This is a genomic window from Streptomyces sp. NPDC059788 (assembly GCF_042732265.1).
Taxonomy (GTDB): domain Bacteria; phylum Actinomycetota; class Actinomycetes; order Streptomycetales; family Streptomycetaceae; genus Streptomyces.
The window spans coordinates 91,604-106,288 of sequence record NZ_JBHWHY010000011.1 but is presented as its reverse complement, the minus strand read 5'-3'; the positions used below and the strand labels follow the sequence as shown (position 1 = coordinate 106,288).

The following is a 14,685-nucleotide window of genomic DNA, read 5'->3' as shown; positions in this document are numbered from 1 at the left end:
GTGCGGCCCCGTCCTGTGCGGCCCCGTTCCGCGGCCTCGTCCCCGACCCGGGCGGGTCCAGTTCGGCGTTGTCCCCGCGTCGATCCCGTGCTGTCGGGCCCCGGCGCCTGCCAGGCTCCGCCCCATGCGGCCCGCCCCATGCAGCCCCAACCCCGCCCCGTCAGGTCCCGATGCCTGCCAGGCTCCGCCCCATGCGACCCACCCCGCGCGGCCCGCTCCGTCAGCCCCCGGCGCCTCCCAAGCTCCGCCCCATGCGTCCCGCCCCATGCAGCCCCAGCCCCGCCCCGTCAGGTCCCGATGCCCGCCAGGCTCCGCCCCATGCAGCCCGCCCCGTGCGTCCCACTCCATGCAGCCCCGCCACCCCGTCAGGTCCGGACGCCCCTCAGACCCCGCCCCACGCAGCCCCGCCCCACGCGATCCAAGCCCCGTCAAGACCGGGCGCCCGTCAGGCCGACGACGCCGGGAGGTAGCCCAGCTGGGCCGCGAGCACCCCCGCCTGGAACCGGCTGCGTGCCTTCATCCCCGCCATCGCGTCGGTCGCGATCCGGCGTGCCGTACGGGGCGAGACGCCCAGCCGCCGGGCGACCGAGGCATCCGTATGGCCTTCGGCGAGCAGTTGCAGCGCGGCCAGGTGCTGCCGGGTGAAACCGTCCGCCACGCGCCGGGACGGCGGCGGGCCCAAACGTTCCGCCGACGCCCAGACCGCGTCGAACAGCGTGCTCAGCGCGGTCACCACGCCGGGCACCCGCACGGAGACGGCGGCCTCCGCGGCGCCCTCTCCGGCGGTGAAGACGACCGCGGCCCGCCGGTCGACGACGGCCATACGGGTGGGCAGCACGGCGGCGGTACGGACCTCCGCACCGGCCGACGCCAGCCACTCGGCGTGCGCCACGGCCTCCGGGTCGTGCCGCGCGCTGTCGAGGCAGACGGCGCGCACCCGTACGCCCCGCGCGAGCAGGCCCTCGTACAGCCGCCGGGAAGCCAACGGTTCGGGCAGCCCCACCGCCGCACACGGCCGCCCGGCGGCGAACACCTGGAACTCCTCCTCGGCGACGGCGCCGAGTTCCGTCAGATGGTCGGCGATCCGGTCGGCCCCGGCCAGCCGGGCCACCCCGTGGTCGGCGGCGGACCGCTGGTGCGTGGCGAATTCGGAGACGAGCCGGGCGGCCGCGGCCCGGCCCTCCTCCACGCGCTGTTGCTGCGCGGCGAGTTCGGCCTGCTGCCGGGCGAGCAGGATGTCCATGCCCAGGCGCGGGCTCACCGCGTACAGCCGGCCGGGGTGCTCCACCGAAAGGCGCACCAGCGAGAGGGCGGCCAGCCGCTCCAGGCACCGTTCGACCTCCTGCTCGGCCATCCCCGTGCGGGCCGCCAACTCGGACGCCTCTGCATGCGGTTGGGTCAGCAGGGCACGGTAGACCGCTTCCGTAGTCGGCTCGACTCCCAGCCGTCCGAGGACGTGCTCCGACGTGCGCATGATTCTTCCCCCTGAGGTGCTGCGCCTGCCCCCGGCCGGGCGCCCCGCACGCCCGGACCGGCGGGGAGCCCCGGCGGGCGTCCCTCCAGAGGCACGCGCCCGGCGCCCGGGCGACTCAACTCGGCTCCGCCGGGAGGGTGTTTGTGTCGCGCCTCACGCTGCGACGCCCCGGCTCCGGCCCCTCACCCGTCGGCGGCGAGTGACGCGGCGGCCTCGTGCATCGCCAGTTCGAGCACCGCCGGTTCGGTGAGGCGGCCCGTACCGTCCGGGACGACGAGCCAGCGCACGCCGCCCGTCACCCGCCCTGGATACGGCACCACGATCCAGCTGCCGTCGCCCGCGCCGCGCACCCCCGTGCCGAGCCAGCGCGCGGCCGTACCGGGCGGCACGAAGAACCCCGTACGGGCGTCTCCGAAGTCCCCGAGGACCGGCCCCGGCCGGTCCAGCACGCGGGTCAGTACGTCCAGGGTGGGGCGTCCCAGCGCGCCGGGCACGATCAGTACGTCCCAGAGCCTGCCGGCCGGAAGGAGAGCGACCCCGAGGGGGTTGCGCTCCCATTCCCACCGGCAGGCGTCCGGGTCCGCTGCTGCCGTCACCAGCCATTCCACTGCGTTCTTGGCCCCCGCGGCGTCCATGTCTCCTCGCTTCCGCGGTCCGCTCGGACCGCTGTCCGCCCGGTGAGAGACAGCGACGGCGGCATCCTTACACGGGTTTGCCGGGGTTTTTCGCGGGAGACGGAAGCGGTTGGGGGCGTGGGGTGGTGCGGGGAGGCACTTGGGGCACATGGCGGGCGCGCCCGGAAGACGGCAGGCGCGCTCCCGGAGACGGCAAGCACGCCCGAAGGCCGTACACAGCCGCCCCGCCCCATGCACGGCCGAGCCCCCCGGACGGGGCCAGCCCCCATGCACGGCCGATCCCCCTCCCGTACGCGGCCGCCCCGCCCCACGCACGGCCGACCGCCCCCCATGCACAGCCGATCCGCCCCACCCACCCGCGGCCAGCCCGCCCCATGCACAGCCGAGCCCCCCTCCCGGACGGGCCCCACGCACGGCCTGCCCCCTGCACAGCCGGTCCCCCTGCTCCCCCTCAGCTGTCGAAGCCCAGCCCCGCCCTGTCCATCGCCCGCAGCCACAGGTTGCGCCGCCCCCCGTGGGTGTCGGCCCGCGTCATGGACCACTGCGTCAGGCCGATCCCGGCCCACCGCAGCGGCTCCGGCGGGAACGGCAGCGGCTTCCTGCGGACCATTTCCAGCTCCGTGCGCTCGGTGCGCTCCCCCGCCAGCAGGTCGAGCATGACCTCCGCGCCGAAGCGCGTGGCGCCCACGCCGAGGCCCGTGTAGCCGGCGGCGTAGGCGACCCGCCCCGCGTGCGCGGTGCCGAAGAAGGCCGAGAAGCGCGAGCAGGTGTCGATGGCGCCGCCCCATGCGTGTGTGAAGCGCAGGCCCGCCAGTTGCGGGAAGCACTGGAAGAAGTGCCGGGCCAGCTTCTCGTACGTGGCGGGGCGGTGGTCGTACTCGGCGCGGACCGTCGCGTTGAAGCGGTAGACGGCGTCGTATCCGCCCCACAGGATGCGGTCGTCGGCCGTGCGGCGGAAGTAGTGGAAGTGGTGGTTGCTGTCGGACAGGCCCTGGCGGCCCTGCCAGCCGATGGCGGCGAGCTGTTCGGCGGACAGCGGCTCGGTCATCAGCGCGTGGTCGTAGACGGGCACGACGTACGGGCGGACGCGGCGCACCAGGGAGGGGAAGACGTTGGTGCCCAGGGCGACCCGGCGGGCGAAGACGCGGCCGTACGGCGTGCGGGCGGCCATGCCCACGCCGTCGGCGGCGAGGGCGGTGGCGGGCGTGTGCTCGTAGATCCGTACGCCGAGGTCCAGGCACGCCTTCTTCAGGCCCCATGCCAGGCGCGCGGGGTGGAGCATGGCGACGCCCGTGCGGTCCCAGAGGCCGGCGAGGAAGGTCGGTGAGTCGACCTGGGCGCGCAGCGCGTCGCGGTCGAGGAACCGGATGCCGGGCAGGCCGAGTCGGGCGGCCTGTTCGGCGTCTTCCTTGAGTTCGGCGACCTGGTGGGGTTCGGTGGCGACGTTGATCTCGCCGGTGCGCTCGAAGGCGCAGTCGATGCCGTAGCGGGTGACGGCGTCCTCGATGGCGTCGAGGTTGCGGGCGCCGAGTTCTTCGAGCTTCGCCAGCTCGTCCGGCCAGCGGTCCAGGCCGTTGCCGAGGCCGTGGGTCAGGGAGGCGGCGCAGAAGCCGCCGTTGCGGCCGGACGCGGCCCAGCCGACTTCCTGGCCCTCCACGAGGACAACATCGCGTCCGGGATCGCGTTCCTTGGCGATCAGGGCGGTCCACAGGCCGGAGTAGCCGCCGCCGACGACGAGGAGGTCGGTCCGTTCGTCGCCGACGAGGGCGGGGAGGGCTGCGGGGCGCGCCGCGTCGTCCAGCCAGAAGGAGGTCGGCGCGGCGTCCGCGAGGGCGTGGACGGGGGTGGTCATGGCAGCTCGTGCCATGGTTCTCAGCTCCTCTTCCGGCGTCCGGAGAGCAGCTGGGCCCCCAGGACGCAGAGCACGGCGATCAGGAACATCGCCGTTCCGATGACATTGATTTGAACGGGTGTGCCACGCTGCGCCGATCCCCAGACGAACATGGGGAACGTCACAGTGGAGCCGGCGTTGAAGTTCGTGATGATGAAGTCGTCGAAGGACAGCGCGAAGGAGAGCAGGGCGCCGGCCGCGATGCCGGGCGCGGCGATCGGCAGGGTCACCCGCAGAAACGTCTGTGCGGGGGACGCGTAGAGGTCCTGGGCCGCCTGTTCCAGGCGTGGGTCCATGCTCATCACGCGGGCCTTGACCGCGGTGACAACAAAGCTCAGGCAGAACATGATGTGTGCGATCAGAATCGTCCAGAACCCGAACCGAATGCCCATGTTGAGGAACAGGGTGGCCAGCGAGGCGGCCATCACCACCTCGGGCATCGCCATCGGCAGGAAGATCAGCGTGTTGACGGCGGGCCGGGCACGGAAGCGGTACCGGGCCAGCGCGAAGGCGATCATGGTGCCCAGTACGGTCGCGCCCACCGTCGCCCAGACGGCGATCTGCAGGCTCAGCCCCAGCGATCCGCACAGGTCGGCGACGCCGCACGGATCGGCCCAGGCGTCCGCCGAGAAGCGCTGCCACTCGTAGTTGAAGCGGCCGTTGGGCTTGTTGAAGGAGAAGGCCAGCACGACGAGGTTGGGCAGGATCAGGTACCCCAGCGTGCCGAGGCCCGCGAGTACGACGAGGTGGCGGCGCAGCCACCGGAGCACGGCCATCAGACCAGGTCCTCCGTCCCGGACTTGCGGATGTAGAGCGTGACCATGGCGAGGATCGCCGCCATGAGGATGAAGGAGAGCGCGGCGGCCGTCGGATAGTCCAGGACGCGCAGGAACTGCGACTGGATGACGTTGCCGATCATCTTCTGGTCCGTGGAGCCGAGCAGTTCGGCGTTGATGTAGTCGCCGGCGGCCGGGATGAACGTCAGCAGCGTGCCGGCCACCACGCCCGGCATGGACAGCGGGAAGGTCACCCGGCGGAAGGTGGTGACGGGCCGGGCGTAAAGATCGCCGGCGGCCTCGTGCAGCCGCGGGTCGATGCGCTCCAGCGAGGTGTACAGCGGCAGCACCATGAACGGCAGGAAGTTGTACGTCAGGCCGCAGACCACCGCGAGCGGCGTGGCCAGCACCCGCTGCCCTTCGGTCAGGCCGAGCCAGCTGGTCACGTCCAGGACGTGCAGCGAGTTCAGTACGCCGACGACCGGGCCGCCGTCCGCCAGGATCGTCTTCCAGGCCAGCGTGCGGATCAGGAAACTGGTGAAGAACGGGGCGATGACCAGGATCATCACGACGTTGCGCCAGCGGCCCGCCTTGAAGGCGATGAGGTAGGCGAGCGGGTAGCCCAGGACCAGGCAGAGCACGGTCGCGGTGGCCGCGTAGCCGACCGAGCGCAGGAACTGCGGCCAGTACGAACCGAGTGCGTCCCAGTACGTCGCGAAGTGCCAGGTGACCTTGAAGCCCTCTTCGAGGGAGCCGGTCTGCACGGACGTGGACGCCTGGTAGACCAGCGGCGCCGCGAAGAAGACGACCAGCCACAGGATGCCGGGGAGCAGCAGCCAGTACGGGACGAGCCGCTTGCGCGTGGCGCGTCCGCGGACCTCCGGTACCTCCTCGGCGGCGGGCGGTGGCGGCGCCCCGGTGGTCGTCGTCATGCGGCCTCCTCGCCCGTGTCCGCTCCGGCCCCGATGTCCTGGGAGGCGTCCAGGCCGAAGGTGTGGGCGGGGTTCCAGTGGAGGACGACCTCGGCGCCGGGCACCAGGCGCATGTCGCGTTCGACGTTCTGCTCGTAGACGGCGAGGCGCCCCGCGCCCGGGGACTCGATGACGTACTGCGTGCTGACGCCGAGGAAGCCGGCGTGCGCGATGCGGCCGGGCAGCCGGTTGCGGCCGTCGGCGATCGTGCCCGCGTCGTCGGCGTGGGTGAGGCCGATCTTCTCCGGCCGGACGCCCGCCAGGACCTTCCCGCCGGTACGGACCGTGGCGCGACATCGCCCGGCGGGCAGCCGCAATTTGGCCCCGCCGGCGGTGAGCAGCAGATCGTCGCCGCCGGCCGTCACCACCTCGGCCTCGATGAGGTTGGAGGTGCCCAGGAAGTTGGCGACGAAGGTGGTGCCCGGGTTCTCGTACAGGTCGGCGGGGGCGCCGAGCTGCTCGACCCGGCCGCCGTTCATCACCGCGACCGTGTCGGCCATCGTCATGGCCTCCTCCTGGTCGTGGGTGACGTGCACGAAGGTGATGCCGACCTCGGTCTGGATGCGCTTGAGTTCGAGCTGCATCTGGCGGCGCAGCTTGAGGTCGAGGGCGCCCAGCGGCTCGTCGAGGAGGAGCACCTGCGGGTGGTTGATCAGGGCGCGGGCGACCGCGACGCGCTGCTGCTGGCCGCCGGAGAGCTGCTGCGGCTTGCGGCGCGCCATGGGGCCGAGCTCGACCAGGTCGAGCATCTCCCCGACCTGTTTCTGCACGGATTTGATGCCGCGACGGCGCAGGCCGAACGCGACGTTTTCGAAGATGTCCAGGTGTGGGAAGAGCGCGTAGTTCTGGAAGACGGTGTTGACCGGGCGTTTGTACGGGGGCAGCGCGGTGACGTCCCTGCCGTCCAGCGCGACGGTGCCGGTGGACGGGTCCTCCAGACCCGCGATCATGCGCAGCGTGGTGGTCTTGCCACAGCCCGAGGCGCCCAGCAGCGCGAAGAAGGAGCCCGCCGGGACCGTCAGGTCGAGCGGGTGGACGGCGGTGAAGGAGCCGTAGGTCTTGCTGATCCCGGAGAGGCGGACGTCGCCACCGGAGGTCTGTGTCATGGGTGGTCCCGTGGGTCGGAGGGCGGGCGCGGGCTGGGGCGCGACCGGTGCGGGGCGGCGTGCGGGGGCGGCGTGCGGGCGGTACGGGTCCGGACGGGTACCGGTCTGTACGGGTAACCGTCCGAACGGGTACGGGCCCGAGCGGGGCTCACGCGCCCGTGAGGTCGGCGAATTTCTGGGCGAAGACCTTGCTCTCCTCGCCGTCCAGCGCGCGGAAGGAGTGCGACCGGGCGGCCATCTCCCGGTCGGGGAGGATCAGCGGGTTGTCCGCCAGGCCCCGGTCGATCTTCGCCAGTTCCTCGCGTACGCCGTCGACGGGGCACACGTAGTTGATGTACGCCGCGATCCGCGCCGCCGCCTTCGGTTCGTAGCAGTAGTCGATGAGGCGTTCGGCGTTCTTCTTGTGGCGGGCCCGGTTCGGCACCATCAGGTTGTCCGTGGACGTCATGTATCCGGCGCGCGGCACGGCGTACTTGATGTCCGGATTGTCGTGCTGGAGCTGGACGACGTCCCCGGCCCATGCCACGCATGCCGCGAGGTCGCCCTTGCTGAGGTCGTTGATGTAGTCGTTGCCGGTGAAGCGCCTGATCTGCTTGCTGTCCACGCCCTTCTGGAGGCGGGCGACGGCCGCGTCGAAGTCGTCGGCCGTGCAGTCCTCCGGGCGCTTTCCCATGTCCAGGAGGGTCAGCCCGACGGTGTCGCGCATTTCGGAGAGGAAGCCGACCCGGCCCTTGAGCCGCGGGTCGTCCAGCAGCTGGCTCACGGAGTCGACCGTACGGCCGCCGGTGGCCTTCGCGTTGTACGCGATGACCGCCGGGATGCCCGTCCAGGGGTAGGAGTGGGCGCGGCCGGGATCCCAGTCCGGGTCACGGAACTGCGGGGAGAGCCGGGCGCGCGCGTGCGGCAGGGCGGCGGCGTCCAGCTTCTGGACCCAGCCGAGCCCGATCATCCGCGCGCACATCCAGTCGGTGAGCACGATCAGGTCCCGGCCGGTGTCCTGGCCCGCCGCCAGCTGCGCCTGGATCTTGCCGAAGAACTCGTCGTTGTCGTTGATGTCCTCGGTGTACTTCACCGTGATCCCGGTACGGCGGGTGAAGGCGTCCAGGGTCGGCCGGCTCCTGCCGTCGTCGCCGACGTCCAGGTACTCCGTCCAGTTGGAGAAGACGACACGTTTCTCCTGGCCCGAGAAGTCCGCGGACCGTCCGGCGTCCGTTCGGCCCGCGGGCGGAATGCCGCAGGCCGACAGCGCGCCGAGACCGCCGAACGCGAGCGCCCCCGCCCCGCTCGCGCGCAGCAGCGCACGCCGGGTCATGGCCAGCCGCCCGTCGGTGAGGCTGCGCCGCACGGCGGCGAGTTCGGGCGGGGACAAGGTCCCGGGCTGCCGGGTGTCCTCCATACGCGGTGCCCTTTCAGGATGAGCCCGGTGGTCGGCCGGTGCGGCCGTGCGGCGGCCGCCGCTTTGCGTCGGCGCCTGTGCTGGTGCTGCCCCATGCCTCAGGCGCGGTCCCCGAAGACGGTGCGGTGCCAGTCCTTCCTGACGACCCCGGTGTTGTCGTACATGACGTGCTTGACCTGCGTGTACTCCTCGAAGGAGTACGCAGACATGTCCTTGCCGAAGCCACTGGCCTTGTAGCCGCCGTGCGGCATCTCGCTGAGGATCGGGATGTGGTCGTTGACCCAGACGCAGCCCGCTTTGATCTCGCGGGTGGCGCGCCCCGTGCGGTAGACGTCCCGGCTCCATGCGGAGGCCGCCAGGCCGTACGGGGTGTCGTTGGCCAGCGCGATGCCCTCGTCGTCGCTGTCGAAGGGCAGCACGACCAGCACCGGGCCGAAGATCTCGCACTGTACGGCCTCGCTGTCCTGCGCGGCGCCCGTGATGAGCGTGGGCCGGTAGTACGCGCCCTTGGCCAGGTCGCCCTGCGGGGCCTCGCCGCCGGTGACGACGGTGGCGTAGGAGCGGGCGCGCTCGACGAACCCGGCGACCCGGTCACGCTGGGTGTGCGAGATCAGCGGGCCGAGGTCGGTGGCCGGGTCGAACGGGTCGCCGAGCCGGACCGTCGCCATCAGGTCGGCGACGCCGCCGACGAACGCGTCGTACAGCGGACGCTGCACGTAGGCGCGGGTGGCGGCGGTGCAGTCCTGCCCGGAGTTGATCAGGGCGCCGGCCACCGCGCCGTGCACCGCGGCCTCCAGGTCGGCGTCGTCGAAGACCACGAAGGGCGCCTTGCCGCCGAGTTCCAGGTGCAGCCGCTTGACGGTGCTCGTGGCGATCTCGGCGACCCGCTTGCCGACCGGCGTCGAACCGGTGAAGGAGGTCATGGCGACGCCCGGGTGGGCGACCAGGTGCTCGCCGGCCTCCCGGCCCGCGCCGGAGACGATGTTGAGCACCCCGTCCGGGATGCCCGCAGCGGTCGCCGCCTGCGCGAACATCACCGAGGTCAGCGGGGTGATCTCGGCGGGCTTGAGGACGATCGTGTTGCCTGCCGCGATGGCCGGCAGCACCTTCCAGGCGGCCATCTGGAGCGGGTAGTTCCACGGCGCGATCGAGCCGACGACGCCGATGGGCTCGCGGCGGATCACTGAGGTGTGGTCGGGGCTGTACTCCCCCGCCGACCTGCCCTCCAGGTGCCGCGCGGCGCCCGCGAAGAAGGCCGCGTTGTCGACCGAGCCCGGTACGTCGAACTCCGCGCTGAGTTTGACCGGCTTGCCGCACTGGAGGGACTCGGCGTACGCCAGCTCGCCGGCCCGCTCACCGAGGACGGCGGCGAATCGGTGCAGTGCGTCGGAGCGCTCGCCGGGGGTCGCGCCCGCCCAGGCGGGGAAGGCTTGTTCGGCGGCCCGTACGGCGGTGTCCACATCCGCCGTCGAGGCCAGCCGGTACCCGTACACCTGCTCGCCGGTGGCCGGATCGACCACGTGCTGGGTACGGCCGGAACTGCCGTCCCGCAGCTCGCCGGCGATGTACTGCGCCCCCTCGGCGAATCGTTCGTTCACGTCGAATCGCTCAACCATGGTGCTCTCCTCCGCCGGGCGCCGGGGCCGCTCGGCGGCACACCCAGGCGTAGCTCTTTCCGGAATCGATGGCTGATCTTGACAGAGGGGAAGGGCCTCAACAAGGGATTTCGTTGTTGCCTTTTGGTTACGCGACGGATTCTGCGATTTCCGTCGTAGGACACCCCGACACGTTGTCAGTGCCCGCTGACAGAATCCCGGCATGATGCACGACAGCACGGGGGGTGCGGGGATGATCGAGCCACGGGGTGAGTCGGCGCGGGACGCGGTGGTCGCGGCAGGGGCCGGTGCGGCGGGAGCCGACGGGCCGCGGACGGTGGCGGAGCTGACGGCGGGTGCAGCCGCCGGGAAGCGTTACAAGTACGTCTTCTTCTGGGGCCATGCGCCCCGTCGCGACGGGCAGCTCGGCGCGAGCTGCTTCAGCCAGTGGTGGCCCGCGCCGTTCACGGTCGACGGCGTGCGGTACGCCACCGCGGAGCACTGGATGATGGCCTGCAAGGCCCGCCTGTTCGGCGACTCGGAGGCGGAAGAGCGGGCGATATCCGCCGCGCACCCGAAGCAGGCGAAGGACGCGGGCCGCTCGGTGCGCGGCTTCGACGGCGCACAGTGGGAGCGGCATCGCTTCGGGTACGTGGTCGAGGGCAACCACCACAAATTCGGCCAGGACACCGCTCTGCGCGACTATCTGCTCGGCACGGGCTCCCGCGTACTCGTCGAGGCCAGCCCGCTGGACCGCATATGGGGCATCGGCCTGACCGCCGACGACGAGCGCGCCCCACACCCCGCACGCTGGCGCGGCCTGAACCTGCTCGGCTTCGCCCTGATGGAGGCGCGGCAGCGGCTGAGGGCGGGGGTGGCGGCGGCGCAGACGGGGGCCGTGGAGGGCTAGGCGAGGACGACGAGCCGAGTCCGGGACGGGGCCGAGAAGCCCGGGAGAGCGGTCGGTCCGGGGGCGGACGCGGCTTCGTGCGTTCGGGGGCCGGGGGCTGGGGCGTTCTCGTACGTTCGGGGGCCGAGTGCGGGGGCGGCCTCGTACGTGTGAGGACCGGCGGGTGTGGAGGCGGCCTCCTCGTACGTACGGTGCTCGTACGTACGGTGGCCGGGCGCGGGCGCGGCTTCGTACGTGTCCGGGCCGTCGTCGGAACCGGAGTCGGAGCCGCCGGAGCCTGAGCCACCGGAGTCCGAGCCGTCGGAGTAGCCCGGGTCCCACGGGTCGTCCCCTCCCTCGTAGGTCGCGCTCGACACCACGAGGAAGCAGACCATGAGCACGCTCAGCAGGATCGCCACGCCGCCCAGGATCATTCCGGCCAGCGCGCTTCCGCCGTTGTCCGCCTCACCCCTGGTCGCCCTGCCCCGCCCGACACCGCCGAAAATCACCGCGAGCGTACCGAGGAGGATGCCGAAGACCACAGTGACGCCGAGGACGGCGGCCACGATCCCGAGGACGAGAGCGGCCGTACCGAGCCCGTTGCTCGGTCCGGCGGGCATCCAGTACGGCTGATAGCCGGGCGGCAGTTGCTGCTCCGGACGGCCGGTCGCAGAAGGGGAGCCACCCCAGCCGTATCCGGCGGCGCCGTACGGGGGCTCAGGGGTGCCGTACGGGGGCGCGGCGGTGCCGTACGGGGGCGCGGCGGTGCCGGAGACGTGACCCGCGGGGCCGTGAGGGCGGTGGCCGTCGCTGTACTGATGCCCTCCCGGGCCGTACGGGGCGTCGGGCCGCTGCCCGTTCGCCGCGGCGCCGGGTATCGGCGGCACGCCGGAACCATGCGGCGCGTACGCGGGTGCCCCTGCCGTGCCCGGCGCGGGTGGGGGCGGCGGAACGTCGTACCGACCGGCCCGGGCAGCTCCCGGATCGGCCGGATGGCCCGGCGCGGCGGCCGGAGTCCCGGCCGGGGCAGAGACGTGCGTCCCCGGCTCAGCCATCCCGGGCTCAGCCGCCTCCGGCCCTGTCGCCCCATGCACAACGGCCCCATGCACAACCGGCCCCGGCACCGTCGTCCCCGGCCCGGCCGGCTTGCTCCCGCCCGGCTCCGGTGCACCGGTCCCCACCGCCCCGGCGGCCATCGGCGCGCCCGCCAACGGCGCGGCCAGGGGCTCCCGGTCCTCCGGCGGTGCCCACGGGTCGCGCGGCCCGGGCTGCTGACTGTCGGACATCGACACCCCCACATTCCCCCACATTCGCTGTACGCCAATGCTAAGACCTGCACCGTTCGGGGCGGCGGGCCCCGCATACGATGAACACCGTCCGCGGCATGCCCAGCTCGACCCTTCGACCAGGAGGAACCGTTGTCCGATCTCGACGCTTTCATCGCCGGACTGCCCAAGGCGGAGCTGCACGTCCATCACGTCGGATCGGCGTCCCCCCGCATCGTCTCCGAGCTGGCCGCCCGCCACCCGGACTCCGCGGTCCCCACCGACCCCGAGGCGCTCACCGACTTCTTCACCTTCCGCGACTTCGCCCACTTCATCCAGGTCTATCTGTCCGTCGTGGACCTCATCCGCGACGCCACGGACGTCCGGCTGCTGACGTACGAGATCGCCCGCGACATGGCGCGGCAGAACATCCGGTACGCCGAGCTGACCGTCACCCCGTACAGCTCCACCCGCCGCGGCATCCCCGACGAGGCCTTCGTCGAGGCCATCGAGGACGCGCGGCGGGCGGCGGAGGCCGAGCTGGGCGTGGTGCTGCGCTGGTGCTTCGACGTCCCCGGCGAGGCCGGGCTCCAGGCGGCCGAGGAGACCGCGCGCATCGCCTGCGACCTGCGGCCCGAGGGTTTGGTGTCCTTCGGGCTGGGCGGCCCGGAGATCGGTGTGCCGCGTTCGCAGTTCAAGCCGTACTTCGACCGTGCCATCGCCGCGGGCCTGCACTCCGTCCCGCACGCGGGCGAGACCACCGGCCCGCAGACCGTCTGGGACGCGCTCACCGACCTGCGCGCCGAGCGCATCGGCCACGGCACCAGTTCCGTCCAGGACCCCAAGCTGCTGGCCCATCTGGCCGAGCACCGCATCCCGCTGGAGGTCTGCCCGACCTCCAACATCGCCACCCGCGCCGTGCGCACCCTCGACGAACACCCGCTGAAGGAGATGGTCGACGCGGGTGTCCTGGTGACGATCAACAGCGACGACCCGCCGATGTTCGGCACGGACCTGTGCGTGGAGTACGGCATCGCCGCGCGCCTGCTGGACCTCGACGCCACCGGAGTCGCCGCCCTGGCCAAGAACGCCGTGGAGGCCTCCTTCATGGACGCCTCCGCCAAGGCGACGCTGGCCGCCGAGATCGACGACTACACCGCGGCGTGGCAGCGGTGAGGGCCGGGCGTTCCGCTCCGGCCCCGGCCCCCGGGGCCGCTCGGGTTCCGGCAGCTGCGCCGGCCCCTGTCTCCGCTCCTGTTCCGGCGTCCGCTCCCGCTGCGGCGGTGCGGGCGGCGTCCGCGGGCGCGCGGGTCGCGGTCATCGGCCATCGCGGCGCCCCGTACGACCACCGCGAGAACACCCTCGCCTCGCTCCGTGCGGCGCTCGAAGCGGGCGCCGACGCTGTCGAGATCGACGTACGGCTGACCGCCGACCGCGTCCCGGTCCTGCTGCACGACGCGACGCTGGAACGGCTGTGGGAGCACGACCGCCGGCTTTCCTCGCTCACGCACGCCCAGGTGGAAGAGGTCACGGCGGGCGGCGTCCCGACTCTGCGGGAGGCCCTCGCCCTCACCGGCAAGTACCCGTCCGCCCGCGCGCTGATCGACCTCCCGGCCCCTTCGGCCGCGCAGGGCGCCGTGACCGAGGTGCGCGAGTCCGGCGCGGCCGACCGCGCGTACTACTGCGGGGGCGGCCTGTCCATGCTCGCCGTTCGCGCCGCCGACCCGGCCGCCGAACTCGCCCTCTCCTGGCGCCGGACGGCCCCGCCCCGCCCCGAGCTGCTGGCCCGCGTCCGTCCCCGCTGGCTCAACTACCACTTCGGCCTGGTCACCCCTGGCATGGTGGAACGGGCCCACGGCGACGGTTACTTGTTCGCCGCCTGGACCACCGACACGCCGCGCGCCGCGCGCCGCCTCATGCGCGCGGGCGTCGACGCCATCACCACCAACCGCGTGGCCGCCGTGCGCGCCGCGCTCTGACCCGTACCGGGCCCCTCCCCAGGCTCAGCGCCCCACCAGGCGCCGCGCCACGAAGTGGGACAGCACCGTGGCCGCTCCGGCCGTGGCCAGTCCGCCCACCATGCCGCGCACGTCCGTGGGCCTGAGCCGCCCCGCGCGCCGCAGCCTGCCGCGCGCCCACACGGCGTACGGGACGACGATCAGCGGTGAGGTGACCGAGCCGGGGGTGTAGCCGCGTACTGCGGCGGCCTGCGCGAGGTGCACCAGGCCGTGCAGCCCGAACCCGTCCACGGCGCCCTGGAAGAAGGCCGAGCGGCCGCCGGTGCGGTGCCCCTGCACCGAGGCGGCGGCCACGATCGCCGCCATGATCCCCACCGCGACCGTGAACTCCCGCTGGTCGACTCCTTCCAGCGCGCGCCAGAGACGCTCCGGCACCCCGGGGAACCGTTTCCTCAGCTCCGGCAGGTGGTTACGCATCCAACGCGGCCCGAAAGCCACCTCCTCCGCGTCATGCAACGCCCAGGCGACGAGCAGCCCGAACGTAACGGCGGGCGGCACGGCGGGGTTCATGTCCTGCGCGTTCCGTGCGTTCTGCGCGTTCGGTCTGGTCTGCATGCCCCGTGCGTTCCGCGTGGCCCGCATGTGCTGCGTGTTCTGTGTGATCCGCATGTGCTGCGACATGTCGGCCGAGTCTGGCATGAGCGCCGTCTGGGGCCGCAATCGGGCGCC

The 14,685-nt window shown here is 72.7% G+C and carries 13 protein-coding genes; 3 read left to right on the top strand and 10 right to left on the bottom strand.

What is annotated here, in order from left to right; all coding sequences use genetic code 11:
• Positions 1-445: 445 nt before the first annotated feature.
• From ACFV57_RS12355 to ACFV57_RS12320, 8 genes are all read right to left on the bottom strand, one after another.
• The gene (locus tag ACFV57_RS12355; RefSeq protein ID WP_385229283.1) at positions 446-1,474 is read right to left on the bottom strand and encodes a helix-turn-helix domain-containing protein; all 1,029 of its coding nucleotides are present in this window, start codon (positions 1,472-1,474) and stop codon (positions 446-448) included.
• Between the two features lie 182 nt (positions 1,475-1,656).
• Positions 1,657-2,109 (bottom strand): hypothetical protein, encoded by a 453-nt coding sequence (locus ACFV57_RS12350; RefSeq protein WP_385229280.1) that lies wholly within the window; start codon positions 2,107-2,109, stop codon positions 1,657-1,659.
• Between the two features lie 451 nt (positions 2,110-2,560).
• Positions 2,561-3,976, bottom strand: a complete 1,416-nt coding sequence (locus ACFV57_RS12345) for an NAD(P)/FAD-dependent oxidoreductase (protein ID WP_385229277.1) — start codon at positions 3,974-3,976, stop codon at positions 2,561-2,563.
• Positions 3,977-3,981: 5 nt separating this feature from the next.
• Positions 3,982-4,776, bottom strand: coding sequence for an ABC transporter permease (locus ACFV57_RS12340; RefSeq protein WP_385229274.1), 795 nt, complete (start codon positions 4,774-4,776; stop codon positions 3,982-3,984).
• A complete protein-coding gene (locus ACFV57_RS12335; RefSeq protein WP_385229271.1) occupies positions 4,776-5,708 on the bottom strand; it encodes an ABC transporter permease in 933 nt (310 codons plus the stop codon). The genes ACFV57_RS12340 and ACFV57_RS12335 overlap by 1 nt, the downstream gene beginning before the upstream one ends.
• On the bottom strand, positions 5,705-6,853 hold the full coding sequence (locus ACFV57_RS12330; RefSeq protein ID WP_385229268.1) for an ABC transporter ATP-binding protein: 1,149 nt from the start codon (positions 6,851-6,853) through the stop codon (positions 5,705-5,707). The genes ACFV57_RS12335 and ACFV57_RS12330 overlap by 4 nt, the downstream gene beginning before the upstream one ends.
• A 148-nt stretch (positions 6,854-7,001) precedes the next feature.
• Positions 7,002-8,249 (bottom strand): PotD/PotF family extracellular solute-binding protein, encoded by a 1,248-nt coding sequence (locus ACFV57_RS12325; protein WP_385229265.1) that lies wholly within the window; start codon positions 8,247-8,249, stop codon positions 7,002-7,004.
• A 98-nt stretch (positions 8,250-8,347) separates the two neighbouring features.
• Positions 8,348-9,865 (bottom strand): gamma-aminobutyraldehyde dehydrogenase, encoded by a 1,518-nt coding sequence (locus ACFV57_RS12320; RefSeq protein ID WP_385229262.1) that lies wholly within the window; start codon positions 9,863-9,865, stop codon positions 8,348-8,350.
• 232 nt (positions 9,866-10,097) lie between these two features.
• On the opposite strand from ACFV57_RS12320, the gene ACFV57_RS12315 reads away from it, so the two are divergent.
• Entirely contained in the window at positions 10,098-10,754 is a 657-nt protein-coding gene (locus tag ACFV57_RS12315; RefSeq protein ID WP_385229259.1) for an NADAR family protein, read from the top strand.
• Here the strand turns inward: ACFV57_RS12315 and ACFV57_RS12310 are convergent.
• Positions 10,751-11,620, bottom strand: coding sequence for a DUF4190 domain-containing protein (locus tag ACFV57_RS12310; RefSeq protein ID WP_385229256.1), 870 nt, complete (start codon positions 11,618-11,620; stop codon positions 10,751-10,753). The two genes, ACFV57_RS12315 and ACFV57_RS12310, sit on opposite strands and share 4 nt — an antisense overlap.
• 531 nt (positions 11,621-12,151) lie before the next feature.
• Between ACFV57_RS12310 and ACFV57_RS12305 the strand changes: the two genes are divergently transcribed.
• Both ACFV57_RS12305 and ACFV57_RS12300 read left to right on the top strand, forming a co-directional pair.
• Positions 12,152-13,174 (top strand): adenosine deaminase, encoded by a 1,023-nt coding sequence (locus ACFV57_RS12305; RefSeq protein ID WP_385229253.1) that lies wholly within the window; start codon positions 12,152-12,154, stop codon positions 13,172-13,174.
• 107 nt (positions 13,175-13,281) lie between these two features.
• Positions 13,282-13,977 carry a glycerophosphodiester phosphodiesterase gene (locus ACFV57_RS12300; RefSeq protein ID WP_385229250.1) on the top strand — a complete coding sequence of 232 codons (696 nt, stop codon included), beginning with the start codon at positions 13,282-13,284 and terminating at the stop codon, positions 13,975-13,977.
• 24 nt (positions 13,978-14,001) lie between these two features.
• Here the strand turns inward: ACFV57_RS12300 and ACFV57_RS12295 are convergent, their stop codons facing one another.
• Positions 14,002-14,526, bottom strand: a complete 525-nt coding sequence (locus tag ACFV57_RS12295; RefSeq protein WP_385229504.1) for an HXXEE domain-containing protein — start codon at positions 14,524-14,526, stop codon at positions 14,002-14,004.
• Positions 14,527-14,685 lie beyond the last annotated feature (159 nt).

Coding starts and splice junctions, on each gene's coding strand:
- ACFV57_RS12345 (WP_385229277.1), bottom strand. CDS start 3,976: ATGGCACGAGCTGCCATGACCACCCCCGTCCACGCCCTCGCGGACGCC.
- ACFV57_RS12355 (WP_385229283.1), bottom strand. CDS start 1,474: ATGCGCACGTCGGAGCACGTCCTCGGACGGCTGGGAGTCGAGCCGACT.
- ACFV57_RS12350 (WP_385229280.1), bottom strand. CDS start 2,109: ATGGACGCCGCGGGGGCCAAGAACGCAGTGGAATGGCTGGTGACGGCA.
- ACFV57_RS12315 (WP_385229259.1), top strand. CDS start 10,098: ATGATCGAGCCACGGGGTGAGTCGGCGCGGGACGCGGTGGTCGCGGCA.
- ACFV57_RS12330 (WP_385229268.1), bottom strand. CDS start 6,853: ATGACACAGACCTCCGGTGGCGACGTCCGCCTCTCCGGGATCAGCAAG.
- ACFV57_RS12325 (WP_385229265.1), bottom strand. CDS start 8,249: ATGGAGGACACCCGGCAGCCCGGGACCTTGTCCCCGCCCGAACTCGCC.
- ACFV57_RS12320 (WP_385229262.1), bottom strand. CDS start 9,865: ATGGTTGAGCGATTCGACGTGAACGAACGATTCGCCGAGGGGGCGCAG.
- ACFV57_RS12340 (WP_385229274.1), bottom strand. CDS start 4,776: ATGGCCGTGCTCCGGTGGCTGCGCCGCCACCTCGTCGTACTCGCGGGC.
- ACFV57_RS12335 (WP_385229271.1), bottom strand. CDS start 5,708: ATGACGACGACCACCGGGGCGCCGCCACCGCCCGCCGCCGAGGAGGTA.
- ACFV57_RS12295 (WP_385229504.1), bottom strand. CDS start 14,526: ATGAACCCCGCCGTGCCGCCCGCCGTTACGTTCGGGCTGCTCGTCGCC.